Annotated in this window: 12 protein-coding genes; 4 read left to right on the forward strand and 8 right to left on the reverse strand. The window is 63.7% G+C overall.

All coding sequences use genetic code 11. From position 1 onward, the window contains the following. Positions 1-40 precede the first annotated feature (40 nt). The 3 genes from ACU688_RS24900 to ACU688_RS24910 are packed head-to-tail and all read right to left on the reverse strand — an operon-like array spanning position 41 to position 3,164. On the reverse strand, positions 41-1,144 hold the full coding sequence (locus tag ACU688_RS24900; protein WP_448186766.1) for an acetoin dehydrogenase dihydrolipoyllysine-residue acetyltransferase subunit: 1,104 nt from the start codon (positions 1,142-1,144) through the stop codon (positions 41-43). Further along, the gene (locus ACU688_RS24905; protein ID WP_124526341.1) at positions 1,141-2,160 is read right to left on the reverse strand and encodes an alpha-ketoacid dehydrogenase subunit beta; all 1,020 of its coding nucleotides are present in this window, start codon (positions 2,158-2,160) and stop codon (positions 1,141-1,143) included. The genes ACU688_RS24900 and ACU688_RS24905 overlap by 4 nt, the downstream gene beginning before the upstream one ends. 26 nt (positions 2,161-2,186) lie before the next feature. Beyond that, positions 2,187-3,164: a thiamine pyrophosphate-dependent dehydrogenase E1 component subunit alpha gene (locus ACU688_RS24910; RefSeq protein WP_448186767.1), complete on the reverse strand. Its 978-nt coding sequence runs from the start codon at positions 3,162-3,164 to the stop codon at positions 2,187-2,189. 299 nt (positions 3,165-3,463) lie between these two features. On the opposite strand from ACU688_RS24910, the gene ACU688_RS24915 reads away from it, so the two are divergent. Continuing rightward, on the forward strand, positions 3,464-5,326 hold the full coding sequence (locus ACU688_RS24915; RefSeq protein ID WP_448186768.1) for a sigma-54-dependent Fis family transcriptional regulator: 1,863 nt from the start codon (positions 3,464-3,466) through the stop codon (positions 5,324-5,326). A gap of 129 nt (positions 5,327-5,455) precedes the next feature. On the opposite strand, the gene ACU688_RS24920 is transcribed toward ACU688_RS24915, so the two are convergent. After that, complete coding sequence (locus ACU688_RS24920; protein WP_448186769.1) at positions 5,456-6,235, reverse strand: acetoin reductase; 780 nt, start codon at positions 6,233-6,235, stop codon at positions 5,456-5,458. A gap of 194 nt (positions 6,236-6,429) precedes the next feature. Between ACU688_RS24920 and ACU688_RS24925 the strand changes: the two genes are divergently transcribed. Beyond that, the gene (locus tag ACU688_RS24925; protein ID WP_448186770.1) at positions 6,430-8,580 is read left to right on the forward strand and encodes a TonB-dependent siderophore receptor; all 2,151 of its coding nucleotides are present in this window, start codon (positions 6,430-6,432) and stop codon (positions 8,578-8,580) included. A gap of 127 nt (positions 8,581-8,707) precedes the next feature. Here ACU688_RS24925 and ACU688_RS24930 read toward each other — a convergent pair whose 3' ends face one another. The 3 genes from ACU688_RS24930 to ACU688_RS24940 all read right to left on the reverse strand — a co-directional run bounded on the left by ACU688_RS24930 (position 8,708) and on the right by ACU688_RS24940 (position 11,724). After that, entirely contained in the window at positions 8,708-9,145 is a 438-nt protein-coding gene (locus ACU688_RS24930) for a carboxymuconolactone decarboxylase family protein (RefSeq protein ID WP_017737301.1), read from the reverse strand. Positions 9,146-9,243: 98 nt separating this feature from the next. Next, on the reverse strand, positions 9,244-10,689 hold the full coding sequence (locus ACU688_RS24935; protein ID WP_448186771.1) for a mechanosensitive ion channel domain-containing protein: 1,446 nt from the start codon (positions 10,687-10,689) through the stop codon (positions 9,244-9,246). Positions 10,690-10,857: 168 nt separating this feature from the next. Further along, on the reverse strand, positions 10,858-11,724 hold the full coding sequence (locus ACU688_RS24940; RefSeq protein WP_448186772.1) for a pirin family protein: 867 nt from the start codon (positions 11,722-11,724) through the stop codon (positions 10,858-10,860). A 179-nt stretch (positions 11,725-11,903) separates the two neighbouring features. Here ACU688_RS24940 and ACU688_RS24945 point away from each other — a divergent pair, with 179 nt between their 5' ends. Together ACU688_RS24945 and ACU688_RS24950 are read left to right on the forward strand one after the other, a co-directional pair. Continuing rightward, positions 11,904-12,647 carry a response regulator gene (locus ACU688_RS24945; protein ID WP_448186773.1) on the forward strand — a complete coding sequence of 248 codons (744 nt, stop codon included), beginning with the start codon at positions 11,904-11,906 and terminating at the stop codon, positions 12,645-12,647. A 20-nt stretch (positions 12,648-12,667) separates the two neighbouring features. Then, positions 12,668-13,987, forward strand: coding sequence for an ATP-binding protein (locus ACU688_RS24950; RefSeq protein WP_448186802.1), 1,320 nt, complete (start codon positions 12,668-12,670; stop codon positions 13,985-13,987). Here ACU688_RS24950 and ACU688_RS24955 read toward each other — a convergent pair. Further along, positions 13,984-15,924: a TonB-dependent receptor domain-containing protein gene (locus tag ACU688_RS24955; protein ID WP_448186774.1), complete on the reverse strand. Its 1,941-nt coding sequence runs from the start codon at positions 15,922-15,924 to the stop codon at positions 13,984-13,986. The two genes, ACU688_RS24950 and ACU688_RS24955, sit on opposite strands and share 4 nt — an antisense overlap. Between the last annotated feature and the right edge of the window lie 70 nt (positions 15,925-15,994).

Consider the following 15,994-nt stretch of genomic DNA (forward strand, 5'->3'; position numbering starts at 1 on the left):
CCAGCTCCCACATAAGCCAGTTCCCACAGTTAGATCCCGATCAGGCTTGGGATTTGAGGAAGGTGGCCATAAGCTGGTTCACCTGCTCCGCCGCCTCCAACTGCACCATATGCCCCTGCCCCGGCAGCACCTCCACCTGCGCCTCCAGCCCCTGCGCATGCCGCACCGGGATGATTGCATCATCACTGCCCCAGATCACCAGGCTCGGCTGACGCCCCACCACATGGCGCAAATCCACGTTCTGCCGCCCGCCCGCAAACAGCACGCCGTTGAGCTGGCGCAACGCCTGATCCACGCCCTCCAGACGCTTGAACTTGAGCATGTCCTCCAGCATCTGCCGCGTCACCAATGCGGGGTCGCTGAACAGTTGCGTCAGTTGCGGCTTGAGGGCGTTGCGATTGCTGGCCTCGGCAAACCCTTGCAGGTAATCGCCGTTGATGTCCGCGCCGAGCCCAGCGCTGGCAATCAGGGTCAGCGAGGCGACGCGGGCGGGGGACTGGTCGGCAACGGTCAGCGACACCAGCCCGCCCATGGAATGCCCCGCCAGGTGCACGCGGTCCACCTTCAGATGATCGAGCAAATCCAATACCGCCTGACTCAGCTCGCCCGCATCACCGCTGTGCAGCTGCTTGCCCGACTCGCCATGCCCCGGCAGATCCAGGGCGATCACCCGCCGCTCGGCAGCCAGCGCCGGTTGGTTGAACAGCCAGTTGTTCAGGTCGCCGCCAAAGCCATGCACCAGCACCAGCGGCGTGCCGCCCTCGCCGAGGTCGAGATAACGCAGCAGACGCCCGGCGATCTCGACTTTCTGCGCACTCGGCCCAGACGCTTCGGCCTCGGCCGCACTGGCGACAAACCCGGCGTTGAAGCTTTCGATCACCGCGTCAATCTCAGCGTCCGTGGCCTCGCCTTCGACGACAATCCCCAACAACGCGCCCACCGGCAAGGTCTCATCGCTCAGCGCCAGGACGCGGCGCAGCACGCCACTGAACGGCGCTTCCACGCTGCTGGAAATCTTGTCGGTCTCCACATCCAGCACTTCCTCGCCCTTCTCCACCCGGTCGCCGGGTTGCTTGAGCCAGATATCGATGCGCCCTTCGGTCATCGACAGCCCCCATTTGGGCATGGTCAGGGTATGGATCATGCGGCGTTCCTCTTGTCGGCGATCTTCAGCACGGCGGCCTCGATCTTCGCGGCGTTGGGGATGTACAGGTCTTCCAGCGCATCGGAAAACGGCACCGGCGTGTGCGGCGCGGTGACCATTTCAATCGGCGCACGCAGGGAGGAGAACGCCTGCTGGGCCACCAATGCGCTGATATCGGTGGCGATGGAACAGCGTGGGTTGGACTCGTCGATCACCACCAGTCGCCCGGTTTTCTCCACGCTTTCGAGGATGCTGTCGACGTCCAGCGGGCTGGTGGTGCGCAGGTCCAGCACTTCGCAATCGATGCCCTGGCGCGCCAGGTTGGCCGCGGCTTCCAGGGCGATATGCACCATGCGCCCGTAGGTCACCAGGGTCACGTCCTGGCCTTCGCGCACAAAGTTAGCTTCGCCGAAGGGCACGGTGTACAGCTCTTCCGGGACTTCACCTTGCAAGCTGTAGAGCATCTTGTGCTCAAGGAAGATCACCGGATCGTTGTCGCGGATCGCCTGGATCAGCATGCCCTTGGCGTCATAGGGCGTGGCCGGGCACACCACCTTGAGGCCGGGGATGTGCGTCCACATCGAGGTGAGCATCTGCGAGTGCTGAGCCGCCGCACGCAGGCCGGCGCCGTACATGGCGCGGATCACCAGCGGCGTGGTGGTCTTGCCGCCGAACATGTAGCGGAACTTGGCCGCCTGGTTGAGCAGTTGGTCGAGGCAGCAGCCGATAAAATCGACGAACATCAATTCACACACCGGGCGCATGCCCCGGGTGGCCGCGCCTACGGCCATGCCGACGTAACCGACCTCGGACAACGGCGCGTCCAGCACGCGGTCGGGGAACTGCGGGTACAAGCCCTTGGTCACGCCGAGCACACCGCCCCAGGCGTCCTGTTCACCGGGAGCGCCGGTGCCGCCGCTGACGTCCTGGCCGATGATGAACACGCTCTGGTCACGGCGCATTTCCTGGGCCAGGGCTTCGTTGATTGCCTGCTGGTAGCTGATTTTGCGAGCCATAAGATTCTCTCCAAATGTTGTTTTTATTAGGGATAGGCGACGTAGACATCGCTGAGCAGGTCGGCGGCTTGCGGCTTGGGATCGGACTTGGCGCGGCGCACGGCGTCTTCGATCAACTGCGCGACCTCGCTGTCGATACGTTCGAATTGCGCTGCGTCCAACCAGCCTTCGGCGCTGCAACGCTGGCGGAACAGCGCCAGGCAGTCGGCGCTTTCCCGCAGGTTTTTCACTTCATCAGGGCCACGATAGGTTTGCGCATCGCCTTCGAAGTGGCCGTAGAAGCGGCTCAATTTCACCTCCACCAACGTCGGCCCCTGGCCTGTGCGCGCACGCTCGACGGCAACGCCGAGGGCGGCGTGCACCGCGAAGAAGTCATTGCCATCGACGATCACCCCCGGCATGCCAAAGCCCACGGCGCGCTCGGCGATGTCCTTGCACGCCACCGACCAGCCGGAACCGGTGGCTTCGGCATAACCGTTGTTTTCGGCGACGAACAGGCACGGCAACTTCATGATCGCGGCCAGGTTCATCGCTTCAAACACCGCGCCTTCGTTGGAGCCACCGTCGCCAAAAAACGCCACGGCCACGCCCTGGCTGCCCTTGAGCTTGGACGCCAGCGCCGCGCCGGCCGCCAGCGGTGCGCCGGCACCGACGATGCCGTTGGCGCCGAGCATGCCCTTCTCCTGGTCGGCGATGTGCATGGAGCCGCCCTTGCCGCCGCATACGCCGGTTTTCTTGCCGTAGATCTCGGCCATCATGCCGAACACATCCACGCCCTTGGCGATGCAATGGCCGTGGCCACGGTGGTTGGAGGCGATGCAATCTTCATCGTTGAGGTGGGCCATGACCCCGGCGGCGCTGGCTTCCTGGCCGGCGTACAGGTGCACAAAACCGGGGATCTCGCCGGTGGCGAATTCCACGTGCAGGCGTTCTTCAAAATCACGGATGGTGCGCATCACGGTGTAGGCATGCAGCAATTGATCGGTGGACAGGTGAGTGGACATCTTGTTGTTCTCCAGGTTGTCTCGACACACAAAAGGCTGATCGTGTTCAGCTACAGGGCCTTCAGCACAGCCTGTGCCAAGGCCCGGAAAAACCTGGCAAAGCCTTGATCCAGAGCAGTTGTAGTGGTGCGGCACAGCATCGCAGAATGAGACGCCGGATTGCACGGCGCAGGCCGCGTCTCAGGCGCGATGAGACGCGGCGTCTCAGCCCGGGCAGTTGGTCAGGCCGCGCTTGTCCCACGCGCCCCATGCGCGCTTAATGGCGGGCATAACAACAAAGATCGAGAACCGGAGGCCTTATGCTCGCCGCGAACTCCAGGGAACACGTCGACTGCGTCAGTCGCGTGGTCCGCAACGCCGACCGCCTGCCCCAGGCGCCGGTGCCGTCGCTGATTTTCGATTCGTGGCGGCGTTCCATGGAACAACATCACCTGGACCCCGGCTCCTTGCAGGGGCCACGCATCCTCAGCGAACCCTTGCTCAAGGAATGCCGCGAGCGCGCCGAGCTGTTCATGCGCATCGCCGGTGAAGCGGTCGGCCAACTGCACCATCGCGTGCGCCACGCCGATTACTGCGTGATGCTCACCGACGCCCAGGGCCAGACCATCGACCACCGCGTAGACACCGCGATCCGCACCGACTGCCGCAAGGCCGGCCTGTACCTCGGCACCTGCTGGTCGGAAGCCGAAGAAGGCACCTGCGGCGTGGCCACGGTGCTCACCAGCAAAGCCGCCGTGACCGTGCACAAGCGCGACCACTTTCGCGCCGCGTTCATCGGCCTGACCTGCTCCGCCGCGCCGATCTTCGACCCCCAGGGCAACCTGCTCGGGGTGATGGACGCCTCGGCGCTGCAATCCCCGGACGACCGACGCAGCCAGCACCTGGTACGCCAGCTGGTGGCGCAAAGTGCCGAAGCCATCGAAAACGCCTTCTTCATGCACAGCGCCCGCGAGCACTGGGTGTTGCAGGCCCACAGCACGCCGGGCTTCGTCGACAGCCAACCCGACCTGCTGCTGGCCTGGGACCGCGACGGCCGCTTGCATGCCTTGAACAGCAAGGCGCGCCAGGCCCTGCGCCTGCGCTTTGGCCAGGTGCCGGCGCATATCGGCGAAGTGTTCGACCTCGACGCATTGCGCGCGGTGACCGATCAATCCGCCCAGCAATTGCACTGGCTGGGACAGCCCGGCGCCTTGCACGCACGCGTCAACGCGCCCCGCCGCACACCGGCACGCAGCGCGCTGGCGCCGCAGGTCGATGCGCGGGTGGAAGAACACCTGCGCCTGGCCGTGCGGGTCAAGGACCGCAACCTGCCGGTGCTGGTGCAGGGCGAAACCGGCGCGGGCAAGGAAGTGTTCGCCCGCCAACTGCATGAGCGCAGCGCCCGTCGCACCGGGCCGTTTGTGGCGGTGAACTGCGCGGCGATCCCTGAGAACCTGATTGAAAGCGAGCTGTTCGGCTATGTCGCCGGCGCCTTTACCGGCGCCTCCAGCAAAGGCATGCCGGGCCTGCTGGTACAGGCCGATGGCGGCACCTTGTTCCTTGATGAAATCGGCGACATGCCGCTGGCCTTGCAGACGCGCCTGCTGCGGGTGATGGCCGAGGGCGAAGTGGCCCCACTGGGCGCGGCGAAGACCCGTGCGGTGGAGATCCAGGTGATCTGCGCCAGCCACCGGGATCTGGCGGTGTTGGTCGGTGAAGGCCGCTTTCGTGAAGACCTGTACTTTCGCCTTGGCTGTGCACGCTTCTGCCTGCCGCCGTTGCGCGAGCGCACTGACAAGCTGGCGTTGATCAACCGCTTGCTGGAGCAGGAAGCACGCAACAGCGGGGTTGCAGTGGGCATCGGCCAGGCTGCGCTGGAGTTGCTGCTGGGCTATGCCTGGCCGGGGAATGTGCGGCAACTGCGGCATGTGCTGGCGTATGCCTGCGCGGTGTGTGAGGGCGATACGCTGCAGGTGGCGGATTTGCCGGTGGAGGTGCGTGGGGAGCAGATAGAAGCGTTGGTTGAAGAGAGCGTGAGCCCCGAAAGGCAGATAGTCCTGGACGCGTTGATTCGCCATCGCTGGAAGCCTTTGCCGACGGCGCAGGCGCTGGGCATATCCAGGGCCACCCTCTATCGTCGGGTCAACCAACTGGGCATCCACATGCCCAACAAAACCACCTGACACAATGGGCTCAAAATGTGGGAGCTGGCTTGCCTGCGATGGCGGTGTATCAGGGCCAAATGGGCAAACTGACCCTCCGCTATCGCAGGCAAGCCAGCTCCCACATTAGACCGAGTAGACCCTGCCTTATCAGCGGTAGACCAGGCCACCATCGATCAACGGCGCCTGCCCGGTCATGTAATCCGCATCCGGCCCCGCCAGGAACGACACCAACCCCGCCACATCCTCCGGCGTCTCCGCGCGGCCCAACGCAATGCCATCCACGTACTTTTTGTACGTCGCGCCAATTTCAGCACCGGTAATCTCGGCCATGCGCTTGTCGATCTCGACCCACATATCGGTGCCGACCACACCCGGGCAATATGCATTCACCGTGATCCCCGCGCTCGCCAATTCCTTGGCCGCGGCCTGGGTCAGCGCGCGCACGGCAAACTTGGTGGCCGAGTACACGCCGAGCAGCGCAAAACCTTCATGGCCGGCGATGGAGCAGGCGTTGATGATCTTGCCCTTTTGCTTGAGCGCCTTGAACTTCTTGCCGGCGGCCTGGATGCCCCACAGCACGCCCTGCACGTTGATGCCCAGGGTGCGCTCGACTTGCTCCGGGCTCACGTCCAACAGTGAATCGATCTGCGCCACCCCGGCGTTGTTGACGATGATGTCAAAGCCGCCAAGGGTCTGGTGTGCATGTTCAACGGCGGCCACCACTTGCTCCAGCTTGGACACATCGGCGACGAACACCGACGCCTTGCGGCCCAGCCCGACCACTTCGGCCGCCACGGCTTCGAGCTTGGCGCCATTGATGTCCACCAGGGCGATGTCGGCACCGTCCTGTGCCAGACGCAACGCAATGGCCCGGCCGATGCCCTGCCCGGCGCCGGTGACCAGCGCAACTTTTCCAGCAATAGCCATGACACTCTCCTGCAATCGATGAGGGAAGCCTTGTCTATCGCAGGTCCCTGCCATGGCTGTCGAGGCGCAACAGGATTGGCGTGAGGGCTGAGACGGGGCGTCTCAAGCCGCGAACCATTCTCGAAAACTTGTAAAACCGCGCACTTATGCCTAGCTTATGCGCCCCCCGCCCTGCGCTTTAAGGCCCTGCCCCCATGGTTTTGCGTTTTCGTCCCGTTGTCACTTCACGTTTCGCCCTTGGCCTGCTGCTGAGCGGCAGTATTGGCAGCAGCTTTGCGGCTGAGCTGGAACTGCCAGCGGTGAAAGTCCAAGGCCAGGATGAGTCCGGCCTGCGCAGCCAAACCGCGTCGGTGGGTGGCTTCGACGAAGCGCCGCTGCTGGACACCCCCGCCTCGATCACCGTGCTCAATGCCGCGCTGATCAAGGACCAGCAAGCGCGCCTGCTCAGCGAACTGCTGCGCAACGATGCCTCGGTGGGCGACAGCTATGCGCCCATCGGCTACTACGAAAACTTCGTGGTGCGCGGGTTCTCGCTGAATGCGGCGAGCAGCTACAAGATCAACGGACGCACCATCACCGGCGAGCAGAACGTCGCCCTGGAAAACAAGCAGCAGGTGGAAGTGCTCAAAGGCCTCGCCGGCTTGCAGAGCGGGATTTCCGAGCCCAGCGGCGTGATCAACTACGTGACCAAGCGCCCGGAAGACGTGCGTTCGGTGACGGTGGCCACCGATGACCGTGGCAGCGGTTATATCGCCACCGACGTCGGCGGCTGGTTTGGCAGCGAAAAACAGTTCGGCCTGCGCGCCAACGTCGCCCATGAAGATTTGAACTCCTACGTCGAACACGCCAACGGCCAGCGCGATTTCCTATCCCTGGCCTTCGACTGGAACATCAGCCCCGACGCCGTGCTGCAACTGGACGCCGAATACCAGGACAAGCAACAGCGCTCGGTGCCGGGTTATCAGCTACTGGGCGGCACCGAGGTGCCCCACGACGCTTCGCCGAAGAAACTGCTGGGGCATCAGAGTGGGTCCAGGCAGGTGGGGATTGATTCGCTGAACCTCAACGGCAAGTTTGAGTACCGTTTCAGTGATCAGTGGAAAGGCAGCGTGAGTGCGGCGCGTAGCAAGGTGGTAATTGACGATTACAGTTCGTTTGCCTACGGCTGCTTCTACGTAACCGATTGCGGCCTCGCCACCTTCGGCCCCACGGGCGACTACGACATCTACGACTACCGCAGCCCCGATGACACGCGCCGTGACGACGAAGTGCAGGCGGCGATGACCGGGTTGTTCGACACCGCTGGCCTGGGTCATGAGCTGACCTTCGGCACCAGCGCCTTCCGCCGCGTGATCGATAAACGCAAGTCGGTCAACGAGTACATCGGCAGTTCCAATATCAACACCGACGCGCCGACCTTCACGCCCACCGACGTGCCGCTGAACGACAAGCACCGTCGTCTCGACAGCCGCCAATACGGCCTGTTCGTCACCGACCGCATCCGCTTCAACGAGCAATGGCAGACCATCATCGGCGGGCGCGAAGTACGTCTGGATGAAAAGGCCTTCGATAAGAATGGCGATCAGGAGCGCCACACCCAGAAATACCAATTCCTGCCCCAGGCGTCGTTGATCTACAAACCCGTGGAAAACGTGTCGCTGTACACCAGCTACAGCAAGGGCCTGTCCCTTGGCGGTGAAGCACCGTGGACAACCACCAACGACGGCGAAACCCTCGCCCCCACCACCTCCCGCCAAATCGAAGCTGGGGTGAAATACGACTGGCGCCGCATCAGCTTCGCCGCCGCCGTGTTCCAGACCCGCCAGGCCTACCAATACGCCAAGCCCGACGGCACGGGCCTGTTCAACTACGTGCAACAAGGTGAGCAAAAGAACACCGGCCTGGAACTGTCAGCCAATGGCTGGGCCACCGAGCGCTTGCAGATCGCAACCAGCGTCGCCGCCATTCGTGCACGGGTCACCGGCAGCGGCACACCGCAATACGAAGGCCACCAGGCGATCAACGTGCCCAAGCTGCGCGCCAGTGTGTATGCGGACTATGCGTTGCCGTGGGTCAACGGTCTGGCGGTGCTGGGCGGCGTGCAATACAGCGCGAAGAAATCGGCCAATCGCGACGGCACCGTTGAGGTAGGGGATTACGCGGTGGTGAATGTGGGCAGCCGCTACACCACCAAGGTGGACGGCTATGAAACGGTGTTCCGCCTGAGCGTCGACAACCTGTTCGACAAGCGCTACTGGCGCGACGCGGGCGAGTACATGGGCGATGACTATCTGTTCCAGGGCGCGCCGCTGACGGCGCGCCTGAGTGCCTCAGTCAACTTCTGACGCAAAACCTGTGGCGAGGGAGCTTGCTCCCGCTGGGCTGCGTAGCGGCCCCAAAATCTTGGGAGCGCTGCGCACTCCAGCGGGAGCAAGCTCCCTCGCCACATCCTCAGCGACAGCTACAGCGGTGTTATTTAGGCATCTTGCGGAAACCCACCGCCAGGCGGTTCCAGCTGTTGATGGTGGCGATGGCCACGCTCAGGTCGATCTGTTCCTTGGCGCTGAACTGCTCGGCCAGGGCGTTGAAGTCTTCGTCCGGGGCGTGGGTGTGGCTGATCAGGGTCAGACTTTCGGCCCAGGCCAGTGCCGCACGCTCACGCGGGGTGAAGAACGGCGTTTCACGCCAGGCCGACACGGTGTACAGGCGGCGCTCGGTTTCGCCGCCCTTGCGGGCATCGGCGGTGTGCATGTCGAGGCAGAACGCGCAGCCGTTGATCTGCGACACACGCAGGCGCACCAACTCCAGCAGCGGCAGCTCGATGGACAGTTTGCCGACGGCGGTTTCCAGGGCCATCATGGCTTTCATCGCGTCTGGGGAAGCGGTGTAGAAATCGGTACGGGTTTGCATGGTGGAACTCCAGAACGGTGGGGATTGGTGGCTAGATTAGTCACCGTACCGCTCGGGAGGAATATCCAATTCGGCCTAAGAACAGGTGACCAATCGCACTACAGGCCGCGCTTGCGCAACCACTGCAAAAAGCCCTTCTTCACCGGCACCACCGGCGCTTCCTGAGTCAGCACCTGCGCCGCATGCAGACGGAAATCCAGCAACGCCTTCATTGCCTCGCCAATATCGTGTCGCGCGTCCAGGCACGGCTTGAGGTATTCCTTTTCGATGCGGTACAGCGTGCAAAAGGTCTTCGCCAAAAAGTCCGCCAGCGCCGCCTTGTCGGCGAGAATGCCCGCCTCGCCAATCACCTCGCCCGGCCCCATGCGCCCGGCCTCGAACGTGTGGCCGTCCTTGATCAGCATCACCGAGACCACGCCGGTCTCGACGATAAACAAATGATCGCTGACCTCCCCCGCCGGCAAGATCATCTCGCCGGTGCGGTAGGTATGCAGGGTCATGTTCTGGCTGAAGGTGTCTTTTTCTTCCTGGCGCAAGGTGGAGAAAATCGGCGAGCGCTCCAGCAGCGCGCGGGCGGCGGACATCGCTGACGGCGTGCTGCCTTCGGTGGCCGACAACAGGCTCACACCCGCCGCTTGCAGATGGCGGAAGGCCAAGTCGTAAAGCTGGTTGCGCACTTCGCGCTTGAGGGCCATGGCCGGGACAAAGCCGCTGATCTCGTACTCCACGCCACCACTGGCACTGGTCTTGAACGCGACGCTGGGCGCCGGCGTGGCCAGCAGCGGCCGGCAGCCTTGCATCGCCCGCTCCAGTGCCTCGATGACGATCTGCGGGCGCGCATGGGGGCTGACTTGCAGGCTGACCGCCAGGCCGAACATATCCGCCGGGCGCGAAAAGTTGATGATCTTGGCCTTGGCCGCCAGCGAGTTGGGAATCACCGCCATGCTGCCCTGGGAGGTTTGCAGGCGCGTGGCACGCCAGTCGATGTCGGTGACCCGGCCCTCGGTACCGTCGATGGAAATCCAGTCATCCAGCTGGTACGGCTTGGTGGTGTTGAGCACAATCCCCGAGAACACATCGCTCAAGGTGCTTTGCAACGCCAGGCCGACGATGATTGCCACCGCGCCCGACGTCGCCAGCACGCCCTTGACCGGCAGGTCGAGCACGTAGGCCAACGCTGCAATGATCGCAATCAGGAAAATCACCGCACCGAGCAAATCCTGCAACAACCGCCCGGTGTGCCCGACCCGCTGCATCATCACCGCGCCGAGCAACACCGTCAGCGTACGCGCCGCGAACAGCCACCAGCCAATCTGCAAGGCCGTGGCGGCCAGGTGCAAGGCGGTGTTGTCGGCATACGGCGCGACTTGCATGGGGTTCATGCCATCGTTGAACAGCACGGCGCTGAACACCGCGAAGATCAACAGGCGCGCGGCGAGCTTCCAGTTGGCGAGGTTGGCGGAGATCAGGCGCCAGACGGCGATGTCGATGAAGATCAGCGCCAGGGCGCAGAACATCGGGTGATCGGAGATAAATGACGGCATCCAGGCGACTCCAGGGCGAATGCGCTGAAGATCGCATGAAATGGCAACGCTGGAAAACGAAATGTGGGAGCTGGCTTGCCTGCGATGCGGGCACCTCGGTATGTCAGTGACACCGGGGTGATGCTATCGCAGGCAAGCCAGCTCCCACAGGGGTTTGGCGGTGGGCGGTTAATCGTGCATCTGGCCAAACCGGCCCGAATGGAAGTCCTCAAACGCCTGATGAATTTCCTGCTCGGTATTCATCACAAACGGCCCGTGCCCCACGATCGGCTCATCGATCGGCTCGCCGCTGAGCAACAGCACCTTGGCATCGTCGTTGGCTTCCAGGCTGATCTGGCTGCCATCGCGCTCAAACAACACCAGTTGCCCTTGGCGCGCGACTTCCTCGCCGTTGACCAACACCGTGCCGCGCAGGATCACCAGGGCGGTGTTGCGCCCGGCGTGCAGGTCCAGGGTCACGGGTTTGCCGGCGTTGAGGCGCAGGTCCCACACGTCGATTGGCGTAAAGGTCCGCGCCGGGCCTTGGGTGCCGGCAAATTCACCGGCAATCAGGCGCAGTTGCCCGGCAGCGTTGGCCAGCGGCAGCACGGGAATATCGCCGTCAACGATGGTCTGATAACCGGCATCGGCCATTTTGTCCTTGGCTGGCAGGTTGACCCACAGTTGCACCATCTCCAGCGCGCCGCCTTTGCGGGCGAAGGCTTCGGAGTGGAATTCTTCGTGGATGATGCCCCGGGCAGCGGTCATCCATTGCACGTCGCCAGGGCCGATGACGCCGCCGGCGCCGGTGGAGTCGCGGTGTTCGACTTCGCCGTCGTAGACGATGGTCACGGTTTCAAACCCACGATGGGGGTGTTGGCCTACGCCGCGACGCTCCTCGGTGGGGGTGAAATCTGCCGGGCCAGCGTGGTCCAGCAGCAAAAATGGGCTGATGTGTTTGCCCAGATTGTCGTAGGAAAACAGGGTGCGCACCGGGAAACCGTCGCCGACCCAATGGCCGCGTGGACTGGTGTAGATGCCGATGAGTTTTTTCATGGTGATCCTCCAAAGTGGATACACCTTAAATCCGACAACAATAATGCGCTAGACGGCAAAAACGGCCTTGATCGTTCTACTGATGGAACGACATACCGGCACCTCACGACAAATCCGCGTTAATGATAATGACTCGTAGTAATATCCGCCCTCTCCCGCTCAACCCACCGAGGGCTGCAATGCCGTTTGCCGCAGCAACTGTCGCACCGCGCGTGCTGGTGGTGGATGACCACCGCAAAATCCGCGAACCGCTGGCCACCTATCTGCGCCGCCACACCTTTGAAGTGCGCACCGCCGAAGACGCGGCCGGCATGTGGCAGTTGCTCAAGAGCCAGGCGTTCGATGTGGTGGTGCTCGACGTGTTGCTGCCGGACGGCGATGGCTTTGAGTTGTGCAACCAGTTGCATCGGCGCAGCAATACCCCGGTGATCCTGCTGACCGCCCGCGACACCGCCGCCGACCGCATTCGCGGCCTCGACCTGGGCGCCGACGATTACGTCACCAAGCCCTTCGAACCGCGTGAACTGGTGGCACGCATCAACAGCGTGCTGCGCCGCCAAGGCCGCAATACCGGGCCCGTCGCCCCCACCAGTGGCGCTCGCGCGTACCAGTTCGCCGGCTGGCATTTCAGCGCTGCCAGCGCGATGTTGACGCGCGCAGACACCCCGGCGATTCAACTGAGCACCGCCGAAAGCCGCCTGCTGCAAGTGTTCCTCGACCACCCCAACCGCCTGCTGCCCCGCGAACGCCTGATCGACCTGACCGCCGCCGCCGACAGCGACGTCAGCGACCGCGCCATCGACCGCCAGGTCAGCCGCCTGCGGCGCAAGCTGGCCCAGGGCGATGCCACGCCGGACCTGCTGCGCACCATCTGGGGCGGTGGTTACCTGCTGGCCGCCGAGGTCAGCGAGTGCACGCCCTGATCCGGCTGTGGCCGCGCACACTGGCGCGGCAACTGAGCCTGTTGTTGCTGCTGGCGTTGCTCGCATCCAATGCCATTGCCATGCTGTTTCTGCAACGCACCGGCAGCCTGATCCACCCGCTGTCCCGCAGTTTCAGCCTGGAACGCCTGGGGATTGCGCACCACACGGCCATCGACCTGCCGCCGACTGAAACCGCACACCTGCTGGAAGCCATGGGCACGGGCGACACACGTTTCTGGATCGCCGCCACGCCGGAAGTCCCACCGTTTGAGCTGCGCCCGGAAGAACAACGCCTGGCCAACGAACTGCGCAGCCAGCTGCAATTGGATAACGCCGCCAGCATCGGCATGCAGCTGGAACGTATCAGCGGCGCCAACGCCCGCACCCACGTGTTCAGCCCCGCTGGCTGGGCGCCGTTGCGCCTGCGCAGCAGCATTGCGTTGCCCAACGGTAGCTATCTGAACGCCGTGCAATATCCTGCCGGCGCCTATGAATGGGGCCGCGTATTGGCCTACAGCCTGCCCGTCACCACGCTGCCGGTGCTGTTGATCGTGATGTTTTTTATCGCCCGCGTGGTGCGCCCGGTGAAAACCCTGGCCCAGGCCACCGAACGCGTGAGCCGCGGTGAATGGATCGCCCCACTGGCGGAAACCGGCCCGCAGGAAGCCCGCGACCTCACCGCCGCCTTCAACACCATGCAAGCCAACCTCGCGCGGCATGTCGAAGGCCGCACGCGGATGCTCGCAGCCGTCAGCCATGACCTGAACACGCCGATCACCGAACTGCGCCTGCAAGTGGAACTGCTGGAACCCGGCGAGACCCGCGACGACATGCTGGAAAGCCTCGCCGAACTGAGCGCGATGGTGCGCGAAACCCTGAATTTTGTGCGCGATGATGCGGTGCAGGAACCCACCGCCACCGTGTCCCTGAGCGGCCTGCTGGATGACCTGGCCAAGCGTTATCAGCGCCTGCAACAGCCCGTCACCTGGCACGGCGCGCCGCCGCTGCTGCTGACCTGTCGCCCCTTGGCGCTGAAACGTGCCCTGACCAACCTGATCGACAACGCCCTGCACCATGCCGGCGACGCCAGCCTGGGCCTGCGCCGCGAAGACGATGGCTGGCTGCGTATCGACATCCTCGACCACGGCAACGGCTTGCCCGAGGACTGGTTGAGCAAAGTCTTCGAGCCTTTTGTGCAACGCGGCGTCAGCGACGGCGGCGTGGGATTGGGCCTGGCGATTGCACGCTCGTGCATCCAGGCCCATGGCGGCGAGTTGCTGCTGGAAAATCGCCCACCCGCCGGCCTGTGCGCCGTGGTGCGCTTGCCCGCCGCGCTTTAGAAGTTCAGCGTGGCACCCATCCACAGCGTACGGCCGTAGTTCACCGTGCCGTAGGTTTCATCGTCGAGGCGCTTGTCGGTGAGGTTGTTGAGGGAGGCGTTGAGGGTCAGCGAGTCGGTCACATCGAACGAACCGCCAAGGTCCGCCGTGGTGTAGCCCGGCGCCGGCTTGTCGGTGGTAATGGTGTTGCCGGTTTCTTCGCCGTAGTAGCTCAGCGAGGCCCAGGCCTGGGTGCGGTCGTTGATGCTCCATTCCGTACGCACATTGGCTTTTTGCTCGGGGGTGAGGGCCAGCGGTGCGCCTTTGTTGGCGCCGCTTTTCTGCTCGGAATCGGTGTAGGTGTAGTTGGCCTTGAGCAGCACGCGGTCGTTGATGTCCCATTGGCCGTTGAGTTCGACGCCCTGGATGATCGCCTTGTCGACGTTGACCCGCTCAACCACGGTGTAGCCATTCCACATGCGGTCGGTGGTGACGGTGGAGAGCTTGTCCTGGAAGTCGTTGTAGAACAGCGTCACGCCGCCCGAGAGGTTGTCGCGGTTGCTCCACAGCGCCGAGATTTCGTAGTTGGTGCTGGTCTCGGGCTTGAGGTCGGGGTTGCCAAACATCACGAAACGGTTGCGGCGCAGGTAGGCGTAATCGGCAACCACCGCGCGCAGTTCCGGCGCCTTGAAGCCACGGGCGATGCCGCCTTTGAACGTCCACTGCTCGCTGGCGCGCCATACGCCGTAAACGCGCGGGCTGATGTGGGCGCCGTACTCTTCGTGCTCGTCCAGGCGCAGGCCGGTGGTGAGGGCGAAGGTGTCGGTGACCGACCATTCGTTCTCGGCGAACAGGGCTTTTTGCGCAACGGAGAAGGTGTAGTCGACACGGTCGCCGAGGCCCTGGTTCCAGTCGGTCAGTTCGCTTTTGTTCCATTGCAGGCCGACGGTGCTGACGTTATGCGCGGTGGGCACCACCAGCTTGGCGTCGAACACGGTGTTCTTGATCTCGGGCTTGCGCCCGTAGATATCGGTTTGTGCCGGCGTGGCCTTGCCTTCACGGCTGGAGGTTTCCTGGGACAGCGCGACGTCCGACGTGGCCCAACCCCAGCGTCCCTGGTGGGACAGCGACCAGTGATCGCGGTTGTTCTCCTGCTCGCGGGTGGCCCAGTTGGCGCTGGTGCCGTCACCGTTTTTCAGGCGGGTAGCGCCGGCTTCCAGAAGAATGTCGTGGTCGATGCTCGGGGTGAAGGCCAGGCGCGCGGTGAGGTCGCGGTGGTCGGCGTTGCTGAAGCCATTGGTCTGCTCGATGTCGTCGTCGGCCTGGCGGTCGAGGTAACGACCCCACACCTGCAAGCCGAGGAAGTCTTCCTTGAGCGGGCCGCTGAGATAGAACTGAGTCTGGCGCGCGTTGCCCTGGTCGCTGTGTTGACGCGCGGAATAGTCATAACCAATGGAGCCGCCCCAGGTCGGCGAAACCTTGCGCGTGATCACGTTGATCACCCCGCCGATGGCATCAGAACCGTACAGCGACGACATCGGCCCGCGCACCACTTCGATACGCTCGATGGCGGCGGCCGGCGGCACAAAACTCTGCTCGTAGCCGCTGTTGCCGTTGACCCGCGATTCCCGCGCGCTCTGCCGTTTGCCATCGACCATGATCAAGGTGTAGTCGGCCGGCATGCCACGGATGGAGATGTCCGTTTCATTGGCGCCGCCGTTCACCGTCACCCCTTCCACGTCACGCACCGCGTCGCCCAAGTCGCGGTAGGACTTGCGGCGCAGCGCTTCACCATCAATCACAGTGACCGAGGCCGGCGCGTCTTCCACGCTTTGCGCAAAGCCGGCAGCCGTGACCACCACATCGTTGAGTTGCAGGGCAACGGGCTCGTCGGCATAGGCGTTAAAGCTGCCGGCGACCAGCAGCGCCAAGGGTGTGAAGCGGAAAGCAGGAAGCATGGGTGGGGACCTTAGGAGTGGACTCAAAAGAGAATCGTACTCATCCAGGCCCGGATAACTTGGACAAAGT

The sequence above is a fragment of the Pseudomonas acericola (SeqCode) genome (genome assembly GCF_053456465.1).

What these genes read in the sequence shown, in the direction of transcription:
- ACU688_RS24935 (WP_448186771.1), bottom strand. Translation starts at nt 10,689, where the DNA reads ATGCCGTCATTTATCTCCGATCACCCGATGTTCTGCGCCCTGGCGCTG.
- ACU688_RS24955 (WP_448186774.1), bottom strand. Translation starts at nt 15,924, where the DNA reads ATGCTTCCTGCTTTCCGCTTCACACCCTTGGCGCTGCTGGTCGCCGGC.
- ACU688_RS24915 (WP_448186768.1), top strand. Translation starts at nt 3,464, where the DNA reads ATGCTCGCCGCGAACTCCAGGGAACACGTCGACTGCGTCAGTCGCGTG.
- ACU688_RS24905 (WP_124526341.1), bottom strand. Translation starts at nt 2,160, where the DNA reads ATGGCTCGCAAAATCAGCTACCAGCAGGCAATCAACGAAGCCCTGGCC.
- ACU688_RS24930 (WP_017737301.1), bottom strand. Translation starts at nt 9,145, where the DNA reads ATGCAAACCCGTACCGATTTCTACACCGCTTCCCCAGACGCGATGAAA.
- ACU688_RS24925 (WP_448186770.1), top strand. Translation starts at nt 6,430, where the DNA reads ATGGTTTTGCGTTTTCGTCCCGTTGTCACTTCACGTTTCGCCCTTGGC.
- ACU688_RS24920 (WP_448186769.1), bottom strand. Translation starts at nt 6,235, where the DNA reads ATGGCTATTGCTGGAAAAGTTGCGCTGGTCACCGGCGCCGGGCAGGGC.
- ACU688_RS24900 (WP_448186766.1), bottom strand. Translation starts at nt 1,144, where the DNA reads ATGATCCATACCCTGACCATGCCCAAATGGGGGCTGTCGATGACCGAA.
- ACU688_RS24910 (WP_448186767.1), bottom strand. Translation starts at nt 3,164, where the DNA reads ATGTCCACTCACCTGTCCACCGATCAATTGCTGCATGCCTACACCGTG.
- ACU688_RS24945 (WP_448186773.1), top strand. Translation starts at nt 11,904, where the DNA reads ATGCCGTTTGCCGCAGCAACTGTCGCACCGCGCGTGCTGGTGGTGGAT.
- ACU688_RS24940 (WP_448186772.1), bottom strand. Translation starts at nt 11,724, where the DNA reads ATGAAAAAACTCATCGGCATCTACACCAGTCCACGCGGCCATTGGGTC.